Annotated in this window: 18 protein-coding genes; 15 read left to right on the forward strand and 3 right to left on the reverse strand. The window is 41.2% G+C overall.

Features of this window, described 5'->3' with window-relative positions:
- Positions 1-27: 27 nt before the first annotated feature.
- Entirely contained in the window at positions 28-1035 is a 1008-nt protein-coding gene (hemH, locus tag ATH1_RS0109765; protein WP_010420840.1) for a ferrochelatase, read from the forward strand.
- Here hemH and ATH1_RS0109770 read toward each other — a convergent pair.
- Positions 1016-2983, reverse strand: a complete 1968-nt coding sequence (locus ATH1_RS0109770) for a methyl-accepting chemotaxis protein (RefSeq protein ID WP_010420843.1) — start codon at positions 2981-2983, stop codon at positions 1016-1018. The genes hemH and ATH1_RS0109770 overlap by 20 nt on opposite strands.
- A gap of 122 nt (positions 2984-3105) precedes the next feature.
- On the opposite strand from ATH1_RS0109770, the gene sucD reads away from it, so the two are divergent.
- The 9 genes from sucD (at position 3106) to mnmL (ending at position 14689) form a co-directional block, all read left to right on the forward strand.
- Complete coding sequence (sucD, locus tag ATH1_RS0109775) at positions 3106-3975, forward strand: succinate--CoA ligase subunit alpha (RefSeq protein WP_010420846.1); 870 nt, start codon at positions 3106-3108, stop codon at positions 3973-3975.
- 765 nt (positions 3976-4740) lie between these two features.
- A complete protein-coding gene (locus tag ATH1_RS0109780) occupies positions 4741-5481 on the forward strand; it encodes an SIR2 family NAD-dependent protein deacylase (RefSeq protein WP_010420849.1) in 741 nt (246 codons plus the stop codon).
- A gap of 117 nt (positions 5482-5598) precedes the next feature.
- Entirely contained in the window at positions 5599-6345 is a 747-nt protein-coding gene (gene fabG, locus ATH1_RS0109790) for a 3-oxoacyl-[acyl-carrier-protein] reductase (protein ID WP_010420855.1), read from the forward strand.
- Between the two features lie 427 nt (positions 6346-6772).
- A complete protein-coding gene (locus tag ATH1_RS0109795; RefSeq protein ID WP_010420857.1) occupies positions 6773-7936 on the forward strand; it encodes an iron-containing alcohol dehydrogenase in 1164 nt (387 codons plus the stop codon).
- Positions 7937-7947: 11 nt separating this feature from the next.
- Positions 7948-9003 carry a DUF6340 family protein gene (locus ATH1_RS0109800; protein WP_010420860.1) on the forward strand — a complete coding sequence of 352 codons (1056 nt, stop codon included), beginning with the start codon at positions 7948-7950 and terminating at the stop codon, positions 9001-9003.
- On the forward strand, positions 8978-10414 hold the full coding sequence (gene dacB, locus ATH1_RS0109805) for a D-alanyl-D-alanine carboxypeptidase/D-alanyl-D-alanine endopeptidase (protein ID WP_010420864.1): 1437 nt from the start codon (positions 8978-8980) through the stop codon (positions 10412-10414). The genes ATH1_RS0109800 and dacB overlap by 26 nt, the downstream gene beginning before the upstream one ends.
- Positions 10390-11187, forward strand: coding sequence for an amidohydrolase (locus ATH1_RS0109810; RefSeq protein WP_029164064.1), 798 nt, complete (start codon positions 10390-10392; stop codon positions 11185-11187). The genes dacB and ATH1_RS0109810 overlap by 25 nt, the downstream gene beginning before the upstream one ends.
- Positions 11188-11485: 298 nt before the next feature.
- Positions 11486-13435, forward strand: a complete 1950-nt coding sequence (locus tag ATH1_RS0109815; protein WP_010420870.1) for an ATP-binding protein — start codon at positions 11486-11488, stop codon at positions 13433-13435.
- Positions 13436-13741: 306 nt separating this feature from the next.
- The gene (gene mnmL, locus ATH1_RS0109825; protein WP_010420872.1) at positions 13742-14689 is read left to right on the forward strand and encodes a tRNA modification radical SAM protein MnmL/YtqA; all 948 of its coding nucleotides are present in this window, start codon (positions 13742-13744) and stop codon (positions 14687-14689) included.
- A gap of 511 nt (positions 14690-15200) precedes the next feature.
- Here the strand turns inward: mnmL and ATH1_RS0109830 are convergent.
- Positions 15201-17072: a YgiQ family radical SAM protein gene (locus tag ATH1_RS0109830; protein ID WP_044115148.1), complete on the reverse strand. Its 1872-nt coding sequence runs from the start codon at positions 17070-17072 to the stop codon at positions 15201-15203.
- A 128-nt stretch (positions 17073-17200) separates the two neighbouring features.
- Here ATH1_RS0109830 and msrA point away from each other — a divergent pair, with 128 nt between their 5' ends.
- Entirely contained in the window at positions 17201-17926 is a 726-nt protein-coding gene (gene msrA, locus ATH1_RS0109835; RefSeq protein WP_010420879.1) for a peptide-methionine (S)-S-oxide reductase MsrA, read from the forward strand.
- A 265-nt stretch (positions 17927-18191) separates the two neighbouring features.
- Here the strand turns inward: msrA and ATH1_RS0109840 are convergent, their stop codons facing one another.
- Positions 18192-18494 (reverse strand): hypothetical protein, encoded by a 303-nt coding sequence (locus tag ATH1_RS0109840; RefSeq protein WP_162096785.1) that lies wholly within the window; start codon positions 18492-18494, stop codon positions 18192-18194.
- Positions 18495-19153: 659 nt separating this feature from the next.
- Here ATH1_RS0109840 and ATH1_RS0109845 point away from each other — a divergent pair.
- The 4 genes from ATH1_RS0109845 (at position 19154) to ATH1_RS0109860 (ending at position 22851) form a co-directional block, all read left to right on the forward strand.
- Positions 19154-20332, forward strand: a complete 1179-nt coding sequence (locus tag ATH1_RS0109845; protein ID WP_010420885.1) for a PDZ domain-containing protein — start codon at positions 19154-19156, stop codon at positions 20330-20332.
- 206 nt (positions 20333-20538) lie between these two features.
- Positions 20539-21201 carry a hypothetical protein gene (locus ATH1_RS0109850; protein ID WP_010420887.1) on the forward strand — a complete coding sequence of 221 codons (663 nt, stop codon included), beginning with the start codon at positions 20539-20541 and terminating at the stop codon, positions 21199-21201.
- A 222-nt stretch (positions 21202-21423) separates the two neighbouring features.
- Positions 21424-22077 (forward strand): DUF4377 domain-containing protein, encoded by a 654-nt coding sequence (locus ATH1_RS0109855; protein ID WP_010420890.1) that lies wholly within the window; start codon positions 21424-21426, stop codon positions 22075-22077.
- A gap of 150 nt (positions 22078-22227) precedes the next feature.
- Positions 22228-22851 carry a hypothetical protein gene (locus ATH1_RS0109860; RefSeq protein WP_139035344.1) on the forward strand — a complete coding sequence of 208 codons (624 nt, stop codon included), beginning with the start codon at positions 22228-22230 and terminating at the stop codon, positions 22849-22851.
- Positions 22852-23076 lie beyond the last annotated feature (225 nt).

Genomic DNA, 23076 nt, shown 5'->3' on the forward strand with positions numbered 1-23076 from the left:
GCCACAAACGTTCAAATAATTCTGTTTATGACCAAAAAAGCTGTTCTTCTTGCCAATCTTGGATCGCCCGACTCTACTGACGTAAGCGATGTGCGAAGATATCTGCGGGAGTTTTTAATGGACGGACGGGTTATCGACATTCCTTTTTTCTCCCGCTGCTTATTGGTAAATGGTATAATTGCGCCTTTTCGGGCGCCTCGTAGTGCAAAGAAATACAAAAGCATCTGGACGGAAGAAGGTTCTCCGTTAATTGTGTTGACACAAAAGCTGGTTGACAAAGTAGCCGCCGAAACCAAACTACCCGTGTATATGTGCATGCGGTATGGGAACCCGACTCCTCAACGGGCTTTGAAGAAGATTCGTGAAGAAAATCCCGGAATCGATGAAGTAGTATTGTTTCCGCTTTATCCCCATTATGCAATGAGTAGTTACGAAACGGCTGTGGAGCATGTGAGAAAATTATGGGAGCAGGGGAATTATTCGTTCAATCTGAAAGTGATTGAACCCTACTACAATCATCCTTCTTATATTCAGTCTTTGAGTAATTCAATAAGGCCGTTTACCGGTAAGAAATATGATCATATCCTGTTTAGTTATCATGGTGTTCCTGAGCGACAAATTCTGAAAAGTGATCCTACCGGAAATCACTGTCTTAAGCGGGACGATTGCTGCCGGCTACCGTCCGAAGCGCATCGGTTCTGTTACCGGCATCAGGTGTTCGAAACCACTCGTCTGGTTGCAGAAAATCTGGATATTCCCTCTGAAAAATACAGTATATCTTTTCAGTCGCGTCTTGGCAACGATAAGTGGTTAGGTCCTGCAACCGCCGGTGTACTGGCACAACTTCCCGAAAAGGGCATAAAGAACCTCTTGGTAGTTACTCCCGCTTTTGTAAGCGATTGTCTGGAGACTCTTGAGGAAATTCGCATGGAAGGCAGGGAAACATTTTTAAAAGCCGGCGGAGAAACATTCCGGCACGTTCCCTGCCTTAATCTGAACGACGACTGGGTGAAAACTATTGCTGAGTTATTATAGTTTCTTCCTGTTGCACGGATTCTTCATCTTCTTCGCGGGAGAGGAGCTCAGCCCATTCCCATTGTTTTACCTTAGGCAGTTTTCCGGTATCCTGCTCTTCGTCTTTGTAAAAAGAGAGCAATTCAGACAATTCTTCACTATGAATATGCATCCGTTCAGCTTCAGCATTCAACATTTCTGCCATTTGTGAAGTGTTTTGGGTTTCACTGTTCAGATGTTGTATGGCACTTGATATCTGACTCATTTCAGAAGATTGCTGCAAAATCATTTCGACCTGATTTTGGAGTACCTCCGTGTTGTAGCTGATTATCTCTTTGATACTGTCGAGATTGTGAATGGCTTCATCCGAGCTTTCTCTTCCTTTTCCTGAGATACTATTTAGTTCATCCGAAGCTGCTTTGACCCTTTCGGCCAGTTCGCGCATGGACCTGGCGATGGTGGCAAAACCTCTGTTGCTGGCATTATTGTCTCGCGAAGCTTCTATTGATGCGTTGAGTGAAAGAATATAAGTTTGTGATGCCAGCTCTGAAATTATGTTGGAACGATTAATGATTGACTGCATGAGTCCGATGGCTTCTTTATTTTGATTGATGTATTGGTCGACCTCTGCTTTTGCCGTTTTTAGTTTTGTTGTTGCACTTTGGGTTTGTGAACTGCTGTTTTCGGTGAGAGCTTGAATTTCTTCGACAGAAGCTGTAATTTCTTCGGTTGAAGAGGCCTGTGATGCAGTATATTGCATGAGGTTTTCGGCCCGTTTTTTTAACCGCTGCATCAGGTCATTCAATGAATTACCAAGTCCGGTTAAAGCTTTTACCATGGTTTTTGTTTGCTCTTGCTGTGATTTCATCGAACGCATAAGAAGCCCGATTTCATCTTTTCTGTCGGAATCCGGGATAGAAATCAGAACACCATTTCCCTGTAATTCTGCAAGGTTTGTTAGTTCAAGAAGCGGATCGGAAAGAGAACGGCTGATGCGCCATGCCAGAATAATCCCTGCAATCAGTGATAATGACAAGCTCCACCACCATGTATTGCGGGCATTAGTAGCATGTTGTAAATTATTTCGTGCGCTGCTGATAAGATAATCTTCTTGTTTTTCGGCCATGTCCATGGTTAATGACAGTCCTCTTTCCAGGAAATCATGATTATTGAGCTGGTTGTAGATTTTCCAGTTACTTTTCAGAGTATCCAAAGCCGATTTGCATATTTTGTTTTGTTCCAGTATTTCGTTGAGCGCGACAATATCATATTGTTTGGTAGTCATGGGCAATATGGTATGGACATTCCTTCGTATTATATCAAAAGATGGAGATAAATTGTTCAATAATTCCGGATCATTTTTAAAATTGGTTTCGCCGACTGCTATTTTCAGATTTTCGGCCGTGTTGACAATTTCATTCATCAGGTCTATTTTATCGGCGCGTCGTTTAATAATGTATTTGGCAGCGCCCTTATCTACATCTTGTTTGAGCTTTTGGTATTGAAGATGAAGATAATTATCCGATAACTTCTGAAGTTTTTGCTGGGCCGAATCAAGAATTTCATAAGAACGTTCTACGGCCAAAGCTGACTTAAACGATTTTTCAGCCTGAGTTTTAAACAGGGCTAATTCATCCTCAATGGTTTGCCAGCCCGACGATTTTACTTCCGACGTGATGGATTGAAGCACCTTTTCTGCTTCTTCGATGTGGTGGTTGGCCATAACGAAAAATTGTTCCTGTTTCAGGGACGAAAAACTTCTAAGATTAAAAATAGCCTGTTGCCAATGATTTTGTAATTTGTAGGTTTTCGACAGGGCAGGGATATTTTCGTGATAAAGAGCACGTGATGATTTGTTTATTGCAAATAATCCGGTCAACAGAATACCGCCGAAGATTATTGTAACCATAAGAACAATTCCAAAGCCAAGGAATAGTTTGTGCTTGATTTTTAAAGATTGCCATTTCATCAGTAATTTGGGTTTTTTCGTTATTACTTACACAAAATTAAACCCTTTCCCCTTTTCGGATGTTAATTAAACATTATTGAAATATTTTTTGTATTGGATTCAGATTTTTTAAAATAGTATCTATGAGCGTATTGATTGACCAAAACTCGAAAATCATTGTACAAGGCTTTACCGGCAAAGAAGGAACGTTTCATGCCGGCCAGATGATAGATTACGGTACCCCGGTTGTTGGAGGTGTTACCCCGGGAAAAGGAGGAACCACTCATCTGGGATTGCCTGTTTTTAATACTGTTGCCGATGCTGTTGAAGCCACTGAAGCCGACACATCGGTTATTTTTGTGCCACCCCGGTTTGCAGCCGATGCCATAATGGAAGCAGCCGATGCCGGTATTCAGCTGATTGTTACGATTAGTGAAGGGATACCTACTTCCGACATGATTAAAGTAAAGCATTATTTGGCATCGCGAAAAAGCAGATTGATTGGCCCCAACTGTCCCGGAGTAATTTCACCCGGCAAGGCCAAAGCAGGAATTATGCCCGGATTTATCCACAAAGAAGGAAGCATAGGTGTTGTAAGTCGCTCCGGCACGTTGACTTACGAGGCTGTTGACCAGCTGACCAAGCTGGGATTGGGACAGAGCACCTGTATCGGTATTGGCGGCGACCCGGTTATTGGTACTTCCACCCTTGAAGCCGTTCAATTGCTGATGGCGGATAATGATACCGAAGGCATTGTAATCATTGGTGAAATAGGCGGCGATATGGAAACTGAAGCAGCCCGGTGGATCAAAGACCATGGCTCGAAACCTGTAGTCGGGTTTATTGCCGGACAAACTGCGCCCAAAGGTCGTAGAATGGGGCATGCCGGGGCCATTATTGGCGGAAAAGACGATACTGCTGCTGCAAAAATGAAAGTAATGCGTGAGTGTGGTATCCATGTGGTTGAATCGCCCGCCGAAATTGGTGCCACTATGAAGCGTGCATTGAAATAATTTTTTATTTCACCCGATATCCGCGAGGTAATCTCCTCAGAGTGGTTAACAATTTATAGTCTTTGCTTCCTTTGGGTGATAATGTTTTGCGGCTTTTGCATGGAAAATTTTACCGGCATTTCAAAATAATATGTAGCTCCTCCCATTTCAACCTCAGCCTCAGCCTCAACCTCAATCCGGGTTTCGGATTTCGTGTTTTGTCAACTAATAATTGGTAATTGATAATTGAAGAGATTCTTCGTCGTTCCTCCTCAGAATGACAAAAGAGGCCTCCTGCGTTTCTAAAATTTATAACTTCTGCCTTCTGCCTGTCAAACTTCTGCCTGATTCTCCGTGGTGCATTCTCAATCTCAATCTCAGCCTCAACCTCAACCTCAGCCTCAACCTCAACCTCAGCCTCAGCCTCAGCCTCAACCTCAGCCTCAGCCTCAACCTCAATCCGGGTTTCGGATTTCGTGTTTTGTCAACTAATAATTGGTAATTGATAATTGAAGAGATTCTTCGTCGTTCCTCCTCAGAATGACAAAAGAGGCCTCCTGCGTTTCTAAAATTTATAACTTCTGCCTTCTGCCTGTTAAACTTCTGCCTGATTCTCCGTGGTGCATTCTCAACCTCAACCTCATTCTCAACCTCAATCTTTGCCTCAATCTCAGCCTCAGCCTCAACCTCTCATAATTGCGTCATTGCGTCTCTGCGTTTAGGCTTTTTTAACTGACTATTGTCTTTTAACAGCTTTATTGTATTTTAGAGCAAACTTATTTTTTTATGAGAGAGGCTCAAATAGATAAAGCAGTCAGTCTTTTACGCCAATCGGAGTACACCATCGCTTTTACCGGTGCCGGCATTTCGGTGGAGAGTGGTGTTCCCCCTTTTCGTGGCGAAAACGGTATCTGGTCGAAGTACGATCCCCAGGTACTTGACCTGGATTATTTTCATTCCAACCCGCTGGATTCATGGAAGGTAATTCGTGAAATATTTTATGATTACTTCGGTAAGGCACAGCCCAACGATGCGCATAAAGTGCTGGGAAAATGGGAGCAAAAGGGACTGCTCAAGTGTGTAATAACCCAGAATATTGACAACCTGCATCAGGCGGGGGGCAGCAAAACCGTTTATGAATTCCACGGGAATGCACAGACTATGGAATGTACCGTCTGTTCTCATCGGTTTCCTGCATCCGAAGCAGATTTTGAAAAGTTACCCGTCACGTGTCCTGAATGTGGCGGTCTTGTAAAACCCGCCTTTATCTTTTTCGGAGAGGCCATTCCATCCGGGGCCTACGCGGGAAGCCTGGAAGCAGCGCGAAAAGCAGAGGTCTGTTTAGTGATAGGAAGTACAGGTGAAGTTATGCCGGCGGCCATGATACCGTGGGAAGCCAAAAGAAACGGCGCCTCAATTATCGAGATCAATCCCAAACCGTCTGGCTTTACCGGTTCGATAGTGGATGTTCACCTCGTGGCAAAGGCTTCCGAAGCCCTTGTCGCGTTAGACGAAAGATTATCGTGATGATGTGGCAACAAAATTAAAAGAGGTAAAAACGCTCATATTTACAAAACTTTTAACATCTTTACGCTCCAAAAATTGATTCATTAAATTATTGGGAAACATAAACCAAATTTTGAAATGAAGTTATTAGAAGGAAAAACTGCAATTGTAACCGGGGCTGCCCGGGGTATCGGTAAGGCTATAGCTTTACGCTTTGCCGCCGAGGGGTGTAACATCGCTTTTACCGATCTTGAATACAACGATGCAGCCAGGGCAACAGAGAAAGAAGTGGCCGGATTGGGTGTAAAAGTTAAAGCCTATGCTTCCAATGCTGCAAAATTCGATGAAACCCAACAGGTGGTTGAAGAGATTGTTAAGGATTTCGGACAGGTGGATATCCTGGTTAACAATGCAGGTATTACCAAAGATACCTTGCTGATGCGAATGACAGAAGAACAGTGGGATGCCGTTATTACAGTCAATCTGAAATCGGCTTTCAATTTTACAAAAGCCGTTCAGAAGACAATGCTTAAACAGCGTTCAGGTTCTATTATTAATATGAGTTCGGTGGTGGGTGTCAGTGGAAATGCCGGTCAGGCCAACTATAGTGCTTCAAAAGCCGGCTTGATTGGTTTTACCAAATCAATTGCTAAGGAACTGGGCTCGAGAGGCATTCGCAGTAACGCCGTTGCTCCTGGATTCATTATTACCGAGATGACAGGTGTTTTGCCCGATGAGGTCAGAAAAGACTGGGAAAGTAAAATTCCTCTAAAACGTGGCGGTACACCTGAAGATGTTGCCAATACTTGTGTATTCCTCGCTTCAGATCTTTCCTCGTATGTTACGGGACAGGTGATCCATGTTTGTGGTGGAATGAATACCTGAAAAAAACCGTTTTTTGTTATATTAGGAGGTGCTTTCAACCGAAGGCACCTTTTGTTGTTTAAAATGAAACGAGCTTGGCAGGTATTTTGCAGCAGCCACATTTATAATCAGATGAAACGGGCATGGCAAAGATGACCACAAAAGAATATGTATAAGTTCTTGCATTCGAGTTCTATCCGACCATAATAAATAAATTTTACACGGATGAATGGTGTCAGATTGATACATCCTGTGAAGAAAAATGCGGTATATAGGCGCCATAGTTCGCTAAACTTTTGTAATATGCTGCAAATCAATTGTTCGTGTTTAATGAGGTTTGTGTATTAAAATACAGTATATCAAGGTTGTATGAATCATCTTACATCTAAAAATCTATCGATCTGTTATCGATCTATTGTGTAATTTCATTGTATCAAAAAAAAAAATTATGGAGAACTTCAATTTTCATTTACCAACAAAGATCCTGTTTGGCAAAAACAAAGTAAATGAATTGGGACAGGAGATTAAACAGTATGGTTCCAGGGTGCTCCTGGCTTATGGCGGAGGTTCGGTGAAAAAAACCGGACTTTATGATCAGGTTGTGGAACAGCTCCGTAATAATGATCTGTTTTTTGTCGAGTTGAGCGGTATTCAGCCCAATCCACGGATAACTTCGGTGCGAGAGGGCATACGACTTTGCCGTGAACACAATCTCGATTTTGTTCTTCCCATTGGTGGTGGGAGCGTAATTGATGCTGCCAAGGCCATTGCTGCCGGAGTGAATTATGAGGGAGACGCCTGGGATTTTCCCATGCAAAAGGCCAAAGTCACCAATCCTTTGCCTTTGGGCACTGTCCTCACACTTGCGGCTACAGGTTCCGAAATGAACGGGAATGCCGTGATTACCAATGAGGAAACACAGGAAAAGAGGGGAATGGGGAGCGATTTGCTGCGGCCCGTATTTTCTGTTCTTGATCCGACCTATACCTTCACTGTAAACCGTTACCATACTGCTGCAGGTACAGTAGATATCATGAGCCATATTTTTGAAAATTATTTTGCACCCGGCGAGGGGACTTTTCTGCAGGATTCCATTGCCGAGTCAATTCTGAAAACCTGTATCAAGTACGGTCCGGTTGCTCTTGAAGAACCTGAAAATTACGAAGCTCGTGCCAACTTGCTGTGGGCTGGAAGTCTGGCCCTGAATGGCCTGACCCTTACCGGGAAATCAATGGGCGACTGGGCTACCCACGGAATTGAGCATGAAGTAAGCGCCATTTACGACCTGACACATGGTGCCGGACTGGCAATTATCCATCCCGTTTGGATGCGCTATGTCCTGGATGAGAAAACCGCACCAAAGTTTGCCCAAATGGCACGAAATGTCTGGAATATAAATGAGGCCGATGATATGACTGCCGCAGAGAAAGGCATTGAGGCCGTCCGTAATTTCTTTAATTCGCTTGATATGCCGGCCAGTCTTTCTGATGTTGATATCCCCGGCGATCATTTTGAAGAAATGGCCAAAAAAGCATGCATCTTTGGTAAAATAGGTAGTTTTAAACGCCTCGATGTCGATGATGTGGTGGAAATTTTGAAGAGGGCCTTATAAATCTTTTATTCATGTACCGAGTCAAGAAATGGATATTTGGTATTATCCTTATTGTATTTTTTAGTGGTTGTGCATCTTATTCAACCATTGAATTGGATGTACTCAAGCCTGCTGATATAGAAATACCTGTCGAGATCGCTTCCGTTGTGGTTGTTGACAATGCAAGACCCTTTATCAGTTCAGATAGTGCGGTTCATAAGATTATTCTGCCCGATCGTAACTATTCGATTGACACAATCCGGGTTGAAGATTTCGGAAAAAGAGTCGTTGAGTCCTTTTCCGGGACATTGGAAAGCAAACAATTTTTTGATTCGGTACATGTTGCTAAAGGTTCCTTTAAGAATCCGGCAAGGGAAAATCTTTTATCTCCCTTGTCATCATTCGAAATTGACTCACTGCTCCGGCATTATAATGCACAGGCCGTGATATCCCTTGATTATTTCGATTACGGAACAACGCTTCGTATTACCGATACACCGGATTTTTATTATTCTACCCTGGATGCGCGCAGCAATTCTTATTGGAGAATACATAATGGATTAACCGGAGAAATCATGGATGTCCATTTCCTGCGGGATACTATTTTCTGGGAAGGCGCAGGCGCTTCTTTGATGGAGGTTGCCAATAAGCTTCCGCCTATCAGAAAAGCACTGGAGATGGCTGCTCAGCATGCAGGCGAAGAATATGCCGATTACGTTGCGCCGGGATGGAAAAACGAAATCAGACGGTACTATACACACGGACATCCTTTGTTTTCCAGAGCTTCGGAGTTAATTGCCGGGGGAAAATGGGAAGAGGCCAACAGAATTTGTTATTATGTTTACGAGAACGGGTCGGACAAACAAAGAGCCAGAGCAGCTTTTAACCTGGCCCTCGGGAAGGAAGTACTTGGAGAGTTTCGTGAAGCGGCCGCCTGGGCTTATCGTTCGATGGAAGCTTATCAGGAACTGGGAGCGTTGTCGGTTTCGCAAAAGGAGAAAGATATTTCTGTTCAGTATTATACCCAACTGGCAGTTCGCATACAGGAAAAGAAAAAGCTTGATGAACAATACGGAATTGAAGAATAGACGGAGGGGTTTACTTTTTTGTTTATTGATATTTCCCCTTTTCAGTTTGACATCCCGGTCTCAGTCATTGCAAGGTGTCCCGCAGCATGCCTCGGTTTCGGCCCTTGTGAAAGATTTAAATACCGGCAGGGTTATCTTCAAACAGAATCCGAATGAAAACCTCATAACTGCCAGCTTGATGAAACTGGTAACCACGGCCACTGCCCTCGATGTTTTGGGCAAAAACTATAAGTTCACCACTCAATTCCGGATTTCGGGAGAAATTACCAATGGCATATTAAATGGCGATTTGATTATAGAAGGAGGCGGTGACCCTACACTCGGGTCACATTATTTTCCCGGTCAGTCTCCCGATTCTGTTCTGGTGAATGTTGATGAATTCCTGAAAAAGAAGGGGATAGAACGGATTAATGGCAGGATCGTTGTTGACGAAAGCTATTTGCAAGGTTCCCGATTCCCCTCACAACGACTTTGGGAAGACATGGGAAATTATTATGGTGCTCCGCCTGCTGCTTTATCGTGGCGCGACAATTCTTTTGCTTTGGTATTGCAATCACCTGAAGAAGTTGGCGAAACGTGCCGTGTCGTTTCTGTCGTTCCTTATACTTCTGATCTGACATTCAACTGCAGGGTATTATCGGCTTCACATAACCGCGACAGCGCGTATATTTACGGTCTTCCGGGACTCGATGAGTGGGAAATACGCGGTTCAATTCCTGCCGGACGTGACCGGTTTGAGATCAAAGGGGCTTTACCCGAGCCTGGTCTTACATTTGCGTCGGAAGTGGCCGGACTCCTGCCGGGAAATAATGGAATTGACATTGTTAAAGCCGGCAATGCTGAGTGGAGAGATAATGCACAATTAATCGGTCAAATTGAATCTCCTCCCTTGTCAGAAATAATCATGGAAGTCAATCGGCACAGTCTTAACCTGGCAGCCGACCATTTGTTGATTGCATTGGGAAAATCTGAAAACAATACCAGAGAATCCGAATGGGACAGGGGTATCCGGGTAATCAGGGATTATTGGAAAGAAAAAACCGGTGACTACTACTACCTGGGCCTCAATGACGGTAGCGGGCTTGCCCCTTTTAGCACTTTGTCGCCGGCTTTCCTGGTTGAAATGTTGACAAAAATCTATGAAGAAGAAACGCTTTTCGCGACCTATAAAAATTCACTTTCTGTTAGCGGTCGTTCCGGAACTTTAAAATATATGTGGCGCAAATCTCATTTGGCAGGGGCTGTCTACGGCAAAAGCGGCTCTATGAAAGATGTGTTGGGGTATGCGGGTTATATTCTTCAGGAAAACAAAAGTCCGCTGGTTTTTGCGGTTATGGTTAATCATCATGGGAAAAAGAATAGTGATATTCGTGATATATTGGAAAAATGGCTGGAGGAATTGTATCAATGAGAATTGCACTTATCGAAACTGTTTTACACTGGGAGAACATCCGGGACAATCTTGATCACTTTGAATTTTTGTTCGATGCCGTCTCTCCCGATTGCAAAATGATTTTCCTGCCCGAAATGTTTTCGACTGGTTTTACCATGCATCCCGAAAAACTGGATGAACAGGAACTGAAAAACGTTCCGGAGTGGTTAAAGAAGATGTCTGTAAAGTATGGAATGGCCATTGGCGGCAGTTCTGTAACCAGTGCCGGGAAGGGTTTTTTTAATCGTTTCTGCTTTGCCAGGCCCGATGGCGGTATCGACTTTTACGACAAGCGCCATCTCTTCAGGATGGGAGAGGAGCAGTACCATTATTTACCCGGGAACGAACGGAAAATATTTAACTATGCTGACTGGCGGATTCTTCCACAGGTTTGCTACGATTTGCGCTTTCCTGTTTGGAGCCGAAACCGCAACGATTATGATTTGCTGGTTTACGTGGCTAATTGGCCGGCTGTTCGCCAGGATGCATGGATAACACTCCTGAAGGCACGCGCCATTGAAAACCAGTGTTATGTTGTGGGGGTTAACCGCATTGGCGAAGATCCACGGGTTACCTATTCAGGCGGTTCAGTGGTTTTTTCTCCCAAAGGCGAGCTCGTGAGCCATGCTTCAGAAGCTAATACCTTTGTTATTTATGCGGATATTGATCTGACAAAACTCCGGAATTTCAGAGAAAAATTTCCTGCCTGGAGGGATGCTGATGATTTTGAAATAAAGAAGGATCGACCATGACAAATTTCTCCCTTCTATTCTTTTACCTTTCCACCCTCTTCTGCCACTTTTAGGTTCACCGACCACCGAAAGGGTTCAACCACTGGCCCCATGCCCTATGCTCCTTACTCTCTGCCTTCTGCCTGCCGGTTACTTTTATCTAACAGAAGAATATCCCCTCAAAATGTAATGTTTATCTCAATTTGTTAATTATATTGTTAAAAATTATTATAAATGAATTCATTTCTGACCGTAACCAATTTAGTATGCACCCGTATAATTCAAGCTGATTTGACCTTTATTATTTACAGATATCAACATGAAGGGAAAGGAAAGGATGCCACTTTACAAAGTCATTTTCGAAAATAATCCGCAGCCTTGTATGCTGTTCAGAGCCAGGTTAAACACTGAAAGCCGGCCTTTGGTTTTCGAATGTGAAGAATGCAACGCTGCCTACAGAAAAATGTTCGGAAAACCACCTCACGTTGTTAAAGAAGAAGATGAAGTGCGGTTCAACTGGCATTCGTTTTTATCCGGTTTGTGGCATTCCGAAACCGAAGTAATGGAAGAATACTATTTCGCTGAAGTTGGCAGACAGATGCTGATAACTGCCCGGAGAGTTGAAAACGACTTCGTGGTTTGCTGGTTTTCAGAGTCCGGTTCATCTGCCTTCAATCAACCGTTTGTTGGTGTTAATGAAAATGTATTGTCTTACAGCAAGGCTAAAGAAGATATCCGGAAACTTTTGAGGGCAGTAGAACAAAGCCCGGTTTCCATTGTAATTACCGATACCAAAGGAACTGTCGAATATATTAATCCCGCCTTTAGTGAGCTTACCGGTTATAGCCGGAAAGAAATAGACGGAAAGAATCCCAATATTTTAAAATCAGGTCTTGTGCCTGAAGGAGATTATGAAGAGTTATGGAACACGATCAAATCGGGAAATATTTGGCGGGGTGAATTCATCAATAAGAAAAAAGACGGCGAGCTTTATTTCGAATGGGCCACAATTGCACCCATCGTTAATCCTCGGGGAGAAATAACCCATTTTGTCGGAATAAAACAGGATATAACTGAAAAGAAAAAATTTGAGCAGGAAATAATTGAAGCCCGTGAAAAGGCCCGTGAAAGTGAAATTCTGAAATCAGCTTTTTTGCAAAACATGTCGCACGAAATACGAACCCCGATGAATGCTATTCTCGGCTTTTCGGAATTGGCAAAAATGCCGGAGACGAGCGACGAGAAAAAGGAATACTACCTGTCCATAGTTATTGAATCAACCCATCGGTTGCTTAGCGTGGTCGACGATATTGTTGATATCAGTAAGCTTGAAACAGGTAATCTGACACTTAAAAGCAGCCCTATAAGGCTGAAAGGGTTTCTGCTTGGACTTCATGAAACTTTCAAAAAACAAACGGTTCCTTCTGTAAAGCTTGAGTTGCCCTTTGTTGATGAATCTCTTCAACAGGCCACCATATCTGTCGATTCGTTGCACCTGAGGCAGGTTCTCGAAAAGCTCCTTTCCAATGCTGTAAAATTCACAAAAGAAGGACATATTAAATTCGGCTGCCACCAAATTGGCGGAGCCGTTCGCTTTTTTGTAGAAGATACCGGCATCGGAATTCAACCGGATATGTACAACCTCATTTTTCAACCGTTTTATCAGCTCGACATGGGAGCTACCAGAGCTTTTGGCGGAAATGGACTTGGACTGACAATAGCCTCCCGCATCATAGAAAAGATGGGAAGCCAGATTCATGTTGATTCTGAACCCGGCAAAGGTTCTGTGTTCTATTTTGACCTTTGGCCCGATCACAGTGATATTGACTCGCTGGTAACCAATGAAAGTACTGCAGTGGTGGGGGAAAAGTTCAGAAATAAATTTTGCATTCTCATTGTTGAGAGTGATGAGGTAAATTTTATGTTACTTCGCGAAATCCTCATAAGGGAGTTTGGTGAAGAAATAATCAGTATTTTAAAGGCGTCCACTGGAAATCAGGCCATTGAGATATGCCGTAACAAAAGCAAAATTGATCTTGTTCTGATGAATCTGAAAATGCCGGATGTGGATGGCATTACAGCTGCAAAACAGATTAAAAGCATATATCCCGATATTCCTATCCTTGCACAGGTTGCCTCCGGTATTACTTTTGACCGCAATAAATTGCTCGAAGCAAACTGTGATGATTTTGTGTCCAGGCCTTTTGACCGCCGGGTTTTGGTTGATAAAATATCCCGGTATATTGGTGTAAAACAGGCAGGCCGGTGAGTCAAATCATCAACATTCGATAATTTTCATTACCGCTTAGCGTGTATCATTTTTTTGAACCTGTACATTTTCAGATTATGACCGATGTTGTATTATCAGAATTTGTCTGTACAAACAAAGGACAACCATTCAGGGTATGGAATGCTGGCAGTAGCAGTGGAGGATAACCATGCAAGGTTGCTCTGGGTGTTAATCATTTCATAAAACCTGGAACGGTTGATAAGATCGTCTCCCTTGAACATATCGCTGCCCTGCTAATGAAAAAGAGATGAGTTCTGCGAATGTTTTATCTTTGCAAAAAAAAACATGCCCGAAAAAGCATTTTCCTGGGGACACGACAATCCAATCAACGATTACAGCAATTACACCCGGCGTAAATTTAACCGGAGAGTGCAAAAATTATCTCTCAATGCCGGGTTTACATGCCCCAACCGCGACGGAACAAAAGGGAGAGGGGGGTGTACTTTTTGCAATAACGATACTTTCAATCCCGGATACTGTAAACCGGGTCTGAGCATCACAGAACAACTTGATGAGGGGATTTCATTTTTCACTGAGCGATATCCAGACCAATATTACCTTGCTTATTTTCAGGCTTATACAAATACCTACGATACATTGACGTGGTTGAAAACGCTTTATGAAGAAGCACTGTCACACCCGCGAATAAAAGGTATGGTCGTGGGAACTCGTCCCGACTGCATTCCTGATGATCTGATTGAGTATTTTCAAGAACTTCAGGAGCAGTACTACATTGTTGTTGAACTGGGGATAGAGTCCACAAATGAGGAAACACTTAAAAAAGTCAATCGCGGTCATACTTTTCAGGAAACAAAGGAAACCATAGAACGACTCTGCAATGCCGGAATTCCTGTCGGGGGTCACCTCATTCTGGGGTTACCGGATGAAACCAACGAGATGATACTGGAACATGCCAAAATCTTGTCGCATCTGCCGTTAAACTATTTGAAACTGCATCAGCTTCAATATGTCCGGGGTTCAGTTCTGGGGCACCAATATCTTAAAAATACCGAAAAATTCAGGGTTTTCGATGTCGATGAGTACATTGATCTGGTTATTGCCTTTTTGGAACGCTTAAATCCGGCAATTGTAATGGAAAGACTGGCAAGTCAGGCTCCTTTCGATCTTTTGATAGCGCCCAAATGGGGCCTGAAAAACTTTCAACTGGTTGAAATGGTTCGGAAAAGAATGAAACAAAGAAATACGTGGCAGGGTCGTTTATTTGGATCATGAATCTCCGAAAACACGCCTTAGTAATTCGTGCCTGTCCATAAAATACCATTTGCTGCGTTACGCTTGCCGCCAAAATACTCATTTACGAAGAGTGAACTCCGTTTTTGGCGGCTTCGCAAGCCTTGCAACTTGCACTTTCTGAACAGACACATGATTTGTTACAACTTTTTCTGACTTTATAGACACGCAGTAATTCAGTTACCCTTGCCGCCGCGATCGGTGCGTATTTTTTCTTCTTCCATAACCGGATTGAAGAACAAGTCATCGGAGAACTTTATTGGCCTGATGAGTGCAGTATAAAAAGCATATTTTTGTCAAAATCCAGGCGTTTTAAATTTTTGTACTGGAGTTAACTTGCTGTTAATGAGAATGCAAAAATTTAAAACAACAACGAGTTTGGCAACAAAGATGCTTTTTAAACCGGGCTCATTTGATATTTGTAATGTCGAGTCTCAAAGGTTTCCAAATCTGCCTTCAGCCTGATTGATGTTTAGATCAAAAAACCCAACCCCTATTTTATCTTGTTCCGTTTTGTTATATTTCCGGCATCGTTTCCAAACAGGGTGTTGTAAATGTCAGTCCATCCGGCCTTTTTTATTCGTGCCTTCAGTTGATCTCTTTTTTGGGGCTGATACCAGAAAAAATATCGCCGTTGAGTCTGTTTTTCTTCTTTTGAGCGCGGCACATAAATTTTCTTTAAACCATACGGATTGAGGCCACTATAGTACATAACTGTTGCAAGAGTCATCGGGGTTGGGGTAAAATCCTGTACCTGTTCCAGTGTAAAATTCAGGTTTTTGGTTTCTGCAGCAAGTTCTGCCATGTCTTTTTCTTCGCAGCCGGGATGCCCCGAAATGAAATAGGGAACGAGCTGCTGGTGAAGACCGTGCTTTTTGTTTATCCGGTTAAAGATGTCGTTGAATTTCCGGAACAGCTTAAACGAAGGTTTGCGCATATTACGCAGGACACGGTCTGATGTATGTTCGGGAGCAACCTTTAACCGACCCGAAACATGACGGGTAATGATTTCTTCAATATATTTTTGATGACTTCTTTTTGCTTCATCTCCTGCTTTTGGATCAAGCAGAATATCGTAACGGATTCCACTTCCGATGAATGATTTTTTGATACCTTCGGTTGTATCAACTTTATGATAGATTTCAATCATTGGCTGATGCGATGTATTTAAATTGGTGCAAACAGCCGGGAAAATACAGGAGGGACGTTTGCATTTTTCACAAACGGATAAATCGAAACCTTGCATTTTGTACATGTTGGCACTCGGCCCGCCCAGGTCGGAAAGATATCCTTTGAACCCATCGGTTTTCGTAATTTTTTCTACTTCGGCAAGAATTGATTTTTCGGAACGTGAGGCAATGAATTTTCCCTGATGGGCCGAAATGGTACAAAAACTACATCCTCCGAAACAACCTCTGTGAAGGTTTACCGAGTGTTTGATCATCCCGAAAGCCGGAATGTCTCCTTTGCTTTTATATCTTGGATGCGGAAGACGTGTGTAAGGAAGATCAAAGGCATAGTCGGTCTCCTTTTCAGATAACGGAGGGAGAGGCGGATTCACAACAATTCTTTGGTTTCCTGTAATCTGATGAAGCCTGGCAGGATACATTTTATTGGACTCTTCTTCGATGTGTCTGAAATTCAAAGCATACTTTTCTTTGCTGTTCAGGCATTCGTCGTGGGCGTAAAGTTCAATGTCAGTCCATCTCTTGTTTTTGGGAAGTTTTTTATTTTTATCCAGCAATATTGCCGTTTGAGGCAGTGTTGTCAGATTCCGGAAGGGGACCCCTTTTTCAAGAAGGGATACCAGATTTTTCAGAGGATGTTCGCCCATCCCGTAGATTATCATGTCGGCGCCCGACCATGATAAGATGTTGGGTTTTAATTGATCGCTCCAGTAATCGTAATGGGTAAAACGTCGCATGGAGGCCTCAATTCCACCCAGGATAACCGGAACGTCGGGATAGATTTCCTTCAATATTCCGGTATAAACCACCGATGCATAGTCGGGTCTGAAACCTGCCTTACCTCCCGGGGTATAGGCATCGTTTGATCTCAGTCGTTTACCGGCCGTGTAATGATTTACCATGGAGTCCATGTTACCGGCGGTGACACAAAAAAACAGGTTGGGTCTGCCCAGTTTTCTGAAATCACGCAGATCGTCTCTCCAGTTGGGCTGTGGAACTATGGCTACCCGGAGTCCGATATCAAGCAGTACCCTGCCGATCACAGCAGCTCCAAACGAGGGATGATCAATGTAAGCATCTCCCGAAAATAGTATGACATCCAGTTGGTTCCAGCCATGCTCTTTCACTTCTTTCGCAGAAGTGGGCAACCAGTCGGTTATATGATATTGATTTGTCAAATTTTTTTTGCAAAGATAGGCTTTTTGATGCAGAAGGGGAGATGATTGAGATGAGTGCAACATAAAAAGCGTATGTTTTTCAAAATCAAGGCTTCTTTAATTTTTGTACCGGAGTTAATCAGTTGTTAATGACGATTCAAAAAATTAAAAACAAAATTGAGTCTGCCAACAAAGATGCTCTTTTGGTGAGGTTCATCGAAATTTTACTCAACATTCGTATAAGTGCAGTTGTTAATTTAATTATGAGACAGATTCGTATTATTTTTTTATCATTATTAATTGTATATCCTGTTATGGCACAAACCGGGAAGTCTGATTTGCAAAAGGTTGCCACACTTGGAGGCGGCTGTTTTTGGTGTATTGAAGCTGTTTTTAAAGAAGTAAGAGGTGTTGAAAGAGTTGAATCGGGGTATAGTGGCGGAAAAACCGCCAATCCTACTTATCGTGCAGTATGCTCCGGCCTTACCGGTCATGCCGAAGCGGTGCGGATATTTTTTAATCCCGCAATAATTTCTTATGCAGAAATACTCACCATCTTTTTTTCGGTTCACGATCCCACTACCTTAAACCGGCAGGGGGCCGACGTTGGAACGCAATACCGTTCTGTTATTTTTTACCATGATGAGGAGCAGAAGAAAACGGCCGAACAGATAATTGCCGAGCTGGAAAAAAAGAAAGTTTTCAACAATCCTGTTGTAACCGAACTGGTACCTGCCGGCCCGTTCTATATCGCTGAAGACTATCACCAGAATTATTTCGAAAACAATCCTTCACAGCCTTATTGCCAGGTTGTAATTAATCCCAAAATGGACAAGTTCAGAAAAGCGTTCAGAGATAAACTTAAGAGGCAGTAGATGGGGTTCAAATAGACAATAGACTACGAATGGAATAAATCATTTAAAATTCGCAATGAATTGTTGTTGGATGAATATATCATCATGCCAAATCATTTGCACGCCATTATTGTTTTGGATAAAAATGGGATTGAAAAAAACGGAACGAATAATTTCCCATGATTCGCACGGAACGAATAATTCGCACAGAACGCACAGAACGAATAATTCGCACAGAACGCACAGAACGCACAGAACGCACGTAGAGACGCACGGCCGTGCGTCTCTACAATCCCCGGAATAATCCCCGGAACAATCCCCCGGAACAATCCCCCGGAACAATCCCCCGGTATAATCCCCCGGTATAATCCCCCGGAACAATCCCCCGGAACAATCCCCCGGAACAATCCCCCGGAACAATCCCCCGGAACAATCCCCCGGAATAATCCCCCGGAATAATCCCCCGGAATAATCCCCGGAATAATCCCCCGGAATAATCCCCCGGAATAATCCCCCGGAACAATCCCCCGGAATAATCCCCCCGGAACAATCCCCCGGAATAATCCCGCGGAATAATCAGCGGAACCATCCCCCATACAATTGTCGGAACAATCCATAAAACAATCATTTATAGGCAAACCAAAATCAATTTCATCATTCATCAATTTAAAATTTATCTATGTAATTGGTCTGATGGAATTCGCATGCAAGAACTTATACATATTCTGATTCATTGGATTAGGTAGAGGTTGAGGTTGAGAGTTCACCGCTGATGACGCTGATGAACATAGATTATTTTATTTTTATTAACAACAATAAAAATCACATTTTAGTCTGTTTGCTTTTTTTAGATTCTTCACTTCGTTCAGAATGACAGAGGGCCACTTGTCATTCTGAGGAGGTAACGACGAAGAATCTGTTCCCTGTTTTTGGTTTCTTAGATGATTAGAGGTTAGATGGTGTTTATACATATTTCTTGTTGTGACAAACTTAGCCATGAATCGTTTCATTAAATTGTAAAACTTTTGCGGAAATCAGAAAATATGAAATTTTCATTATATTTGTTAAAATGAAAAAATCAACGAACATCCGTATAATGATTTTTATAGCAAATAACGATTTATAGCAAAAACAACAATAATATCGTTAAATCAGCAACTTACGATGATATTTTAAGTGTGTTTTTAAGGGATATAAAAACAATGACGCTATGGGGACGTTAGGTGTCATATTAAAAAAAATACTTATATGAAAAAAATACTATTGTTAATTCAGCTTGTTTTGCTTACATTTTTTTCTTGCATAAGTCAGGAAAATGAAGTGAAGTTTGAAAAAGACAGGAGTTTTTACATTTACGCAATAATCAATGACTCAATTAAAGGACGATTTGTTTTTGATACTGGCGCAAGCGGCTTGTATCTTGATAGTGCATTTGTTGAACGACATGGCTCAATAATTAAATCAAACTTGGATACTGCAAAAATGCGTGGTGCAGGCGCAACAGGGTTTAGGCAGGTTTTACTTATTAAAGACACGATTAGAGTAATGGTCGGTAGTTATAATCATAATTTTACAGTTTCTCCTATTTTGAAGCTAACAGATATAAATGGAGAGAATATTGCAGGAATTATTGGTAACGAATTCATTAATAACAAAATACTAATTATTGATAATGAACGATTGGTTTTGAAAATTGATTCTGGGATAAATCCTAAGAAATATAATTCGATAATTCCATTTAAGTACAGTGACGAAAGAATTTATTTCCCCGTGGAATTAAATATTAAAGATAATCAGGCTATTACAGCTTATTTGTTAATGGATTTAGGTTGTGCTGATGCCGTTATTTTAAATACCCCATATTTTAATTCTTTAAAATTACAGAATATCTTACCTCAAAATATTGTTTATTATACAATTTTGTTTGGAGGTGCATTAGGGGGAAATTTTAATGGAGGAGATTTTCGTATTACTTCACTTAAATTAGGTAATAGTCTAATTAGCAATCCAATTATAAGTTTCTCGGAGGATACATTGGGTGCTTTTTCAAACACTGATTATGATGGATTAATTGGAAATGAAGTTTTAGACAGATATAACTATGCAATAGACTATTACAATCAAAAACTTTATTTGATTGAAAACTCAAAATCAGGTAAGGTGTTCAAATCGAGTTTAACAGGTTTTTATGCAATGAAAAAGAATGATATTGCCACCGTAATGTCTATTTATTATCAATCTGAGGCCTATAAAAGCGGTATTCGATTAGGTGACTCTATCGTTTCAATCAACAATAAAAAAGTAAAAGACTTATCCGAACAAGAATTTAAAGATGAAATGAAGGAGGAAGGAAAACAAGTAAAACTGACTATATTGAGAAATAAAAAACCGATAGAGATTTCGTTTTATTTAAAATATCTGCTATAACACAAAAGTACGAACACCTAACAAAGGCTAAAATCAAGCGGGCGAAAAGTGCTAATTTGAAAGGTATTACCTCTAATAAACTTTATCGCAGGTTGACAGTGAAGTGCTCCGAAATGCCCGCCAGCTTTTAGCCTCAGCCGTTATGGGGCATTACAAAAACCCTGACAAATTGACAAACAACCGATTACATAAAATAATAGGATAAAATGAAACGACTTTTAAGACATCCGATTTATTTATTGATACTTTTTGGTCTTTTAGTTTCAATGATTGCAAAAGCGGATACTTGGGCTAATCCGAGTGTTAAGACATATTACTCAGATAATAAAGAATTTATATTAATTATTACCCCTAAACGGACTTCTGACAAGTATTATCTATGGAATTACTACAAGAGTAACAACCATCCCCAAACCAAAAAGATTTTACGGAAAAAGAAAAAGTTTATGCAGAGCATTTCTGCCCAAGATACTGTTTTAATACCATGTAAAGGGGAGTTATATAGGGTAAAAGGAACAACTGATAGCGTTTTAATTTGGGAAAGGACATTATTAAATGATATTTGTCCTACTTATGCGATAGTGGCAAATGATGGTTCTTCAATTGCGACCTTTGATAATTGGTATTCGACTGGATATGGAGTAAATGTTTTTGTTGTCTATGACGAGAAAGGAAATGCAAGAAAGACATATAAACTTGAGGAAATAAGCCCCTTTCCTTTAAATGATTATTCCATGTCAATATCATCGTTGTTTTGGAGAAAAAATGTTCATTATATTGATAATGACTGTATTGAAATTATTTTTGAGACAGACGAAAATAAAACAACCAAACGTATTTATAATTTGAATAGATTAGAGTTCGAATAATAACGCCCCATAACAATCTGTATACGCCAGCCGGGGCTCCACAGCATATTGCAAGCATCGTTTTTCCTTGCTACCCGCTCACGGCTTGACACAATCTTATGGGGTTTGAAAGCCCCGGCCGACCGCATACAGGTCAACGTTATGCGCCATTATAGGAGAGAGACGCAACTAATCCGAAATTTTAACATCTATGATTTAGTAATAACTAAAATTTTAAACGAAATGAGAAAGCTAAATTTATTTATTGCCTTCATTGTTTTTTGCTTCTTTTTTTCTAGTTGTCTGAAAGATGAAGAAAATGATAAAGAAAAAATCGTTGAAATAACAATTTACCCAGAGACTGGATTTGGGGCAAGTGTTATGAGTGATATTTGGACTCAACCTTTGATTTTTTCTGATAATGATGACAATCAGAAACGAATGCTAGTTGATATTATTTTTGAAGACTTGGATTTGGATTATGAAAGGGGATATAAATATACCTTAAAGGCTAAAAAAGTGTGGATGCACGAGCCACCTCAAGACGTTTCTTCGATTAAGTATGTTTATTTAGAACAGCTATCAAAGGAGAAAATTATTACTGAAGATAGTGAAGAAAACTTTGAACTCTTTGTATCATCAAAAACAGTAAAGTTTACACCTAAATTTCCAAGTGAATACGAAGGAACAGAATCCTCACCAAAGATTTATAATGCTTTACACACAAAGAAGACTGGTACAGACAATTGGTTGGCTATCGTTGAAATTGAAGGATTTGACTTTGAAGAAGGTTATGAGTATCTCTTAAATGTTAAGAAGATTACGCAAGCTGAACCATATTTAATTAGATATATACTACTTGACATAAAATCTAAAACACTTAAAAATACTGAATAACAGCGCATAACAGCGTATATAACTTATGGCGGGAAAAGTGGTAAATGCAAGCTTTGTGCTTTTCAGTAAATTTGGTGGAAGCCGACAAAAAAGTGCTTCGAAAACCGCCACAAGTCATATACGCGAAACGTTATGCGAAATATGAATAAAATGAAAACACTGAGACTAATTTCTATTTTGATACTTCTCTTCGGTTTGACACAAGGCTGCAAGACGCTAAAAATTGGAAAAGGAAATAAAGAAAGCTTCAAAACACAATTGATAGTATTTCAAACTGGTAATGAAATCAATATCGACAAGCCCATAATGACGATTGAAATTGCCAGAAAAGAGTTTTCATTAAGGTTTTACAATAAGAAGTACGATTCAGAGAACAAGAAATTCTATTCAGCTCAAATTGCGGCTTTTACTGATAAATCTGAATTTGATAAAATAGAATCAGGTTTGTCAACGTCAGACTTGCCTTGCTTTGAACCAGGCTCAGGGATGGCACCGAGCAGAAGCGGTAAGTACGAGGCCTTAATATTCAATAATAGTGGGCACCACTATGCACCATACGAAAATTCAGAGAGCAAGAGAGTAACCCTTTTAAGAGAATCAGACGGACTATTCGAGCTTGAATTTGAAATCAATACCCTATACTACGACAATAAAGAAGTCAAAATGACTGATACTGAATTGACAGAGTTTTATATAGCATTCCTAATTGATAAGAACCTGAACGGAATAATTGACAAAGGAGAATTGAATAAGCTAATCATTAAAATAAAATAAAGCGCATAACAATGGGTATAAAACCATAGGGCGGACAGTAGTTTCCGCAAGTTAGGGATTCGTAGCAAGCTTTGTCTCTTTGGATAAGTAAACAGCTCCGAAATGCCCTACGTTTCATACCCGAGGCCGTTATTGCGACACGAAGTCGCTCTATATAATTGTTTTACAGGGCAATAGCCCTGATAAAACCTATTGTTCTTCCAATAGTATCCTACCGGGACAACG

The organism is Anaerophaga thermohalophila DSM 12881 (genome assembly GCF_000191885.1).
GTDB classification, from domain to species: Bacteria; Bacteroidota; Bacteroidia; order Bacteroidales; family Marinilabiliaceae; genus Anaerophaga; species Anaerophaga thermohalophila.

What these genes read in the sequence shown, in the direction of transcription:
- hemH (WP_010420840.1), top strand. Translation starts at nt 28, where the DNA reads ATGACCAAAAAAGCTGTTCTTCTTGCCAATCTTGGATCGCCCGACTCT.
- ATH1_RS0109770 (WP_010420843.1), bottom strand. Translation starts at nt 2,983, where the DNA reads ATGAAATGGCAATCTTTAAAAATCAAGCACAAACTATTCCTTGGCTTT.
- sucD (WP_010420846.1), top strand. Translation starts at nt 3,106, where the DNA reads ATGAGCGTATTGATTGACCAAAACTCGAAAATCATTGTACAAGGCTTT.
- ATH1_RS0109780 (WP_010420849.1), top strand. Translation starts at nt 4,741, where the DNA reads ATGAGAGAGGCTCAAATAGATAAAGCAGTCAGTCTTTTACGCCAATCG.
- fabG (WP_010420855.1), top strand. Translation starts at nt 5,599, where the DNA reads ATGAAGTTATTAGAAGGAAAAACTGCAATTGTAACCGGGGCTGCCCGG.
- ATH1_RS0109795 (WP_010420857.1), top strand. Translation starts at nt 6,773, where the DNA reads ATGGAGAACTTCAATTTTCATTTACCAACAAAGATCCTGTTTGGCAAA.
- ATH1_RS0109800 (WP_010420860.1), top strand. Translation starts at nt 7,948, where the DNA reads ATGTACCGAGTCAAGAAATGGATATTTGGTATTATCCTTATTGTATTT.
- dacB (WP_010420864.1), top strand. Translation starts at nt 8,978, where the DNA reads ATGAACAATACGGAATTGAAGAATAGACGGAGGGGTTTACTTTTTTGT.
- ATH1_RS0109810 (WP_029164064.1), top strand. Translation starts at nt 10,390, where the DNA reads ATGGCTGGAGGAATTGTATCAATGAGAATTGCACTTATCGAAACTGTT.
- ATH1_RS0109815 (WP_010420870.1), top strand. Translation starts at nt 11,486, where the DNA reads ATGAAGGGAAAGGAAAGGATGCCACTTTACAAAGTCATTTTCGAAAAT.
- mnmL (WP_010420872.1), top strand. Translation starts at nt 13,742, where the DNA reads ATGCCCGAAAAAGCATTTTCCTGGGGACACGACAATCCAATCAACGAT.
- msrA (WP_010420879.1), top strand. Translation starts at nt 17,201, where the DNA reads ATGACGATTCAAAAAATTAAAAACAAAATTGAGTCTGCCAACAAAGAT.
- ATH1_RS0109840 (WP_162096785.1), bottom strand. Translation starts at nt 18,494, where the DNA reads ATGGTTCCGCTGATTATTCCGCGGGATTATTCCGGGGGATTGTTCCGG.
- ATH1_RS0109845 (WP_010420885.1), top strand. Translation starts at nt 19,154, where the DNA reads ATGAAAAAAATACTATTGTTAATTCAGCTTGTTTTGCTTACATTTTTT.
- ATH1_RS0109850 (WP_010420887.1), top strand. Translation starts at nt 20,539, where the DNA reads ATGAAACGACTTTTAAGACATCCGATTTATTTATTGATACTTTTTGGT.
- ATH1_RS0109855 (WP_010420890.1), top strand. Translation starts at nt 21,424, where the DNA reads ATGAGAAAGCTAAATTTATTTATTGCCTTCATTGTTTTTTGCTTCTTT.
- ATH1_RS0109860 (WP_139035344.1), top strand. Translation starts at nt 22,228, where the DNA reads ATGAAAACACTGAGACTAATTTCTATTTTGATACTTCTCTTCGGTTTG.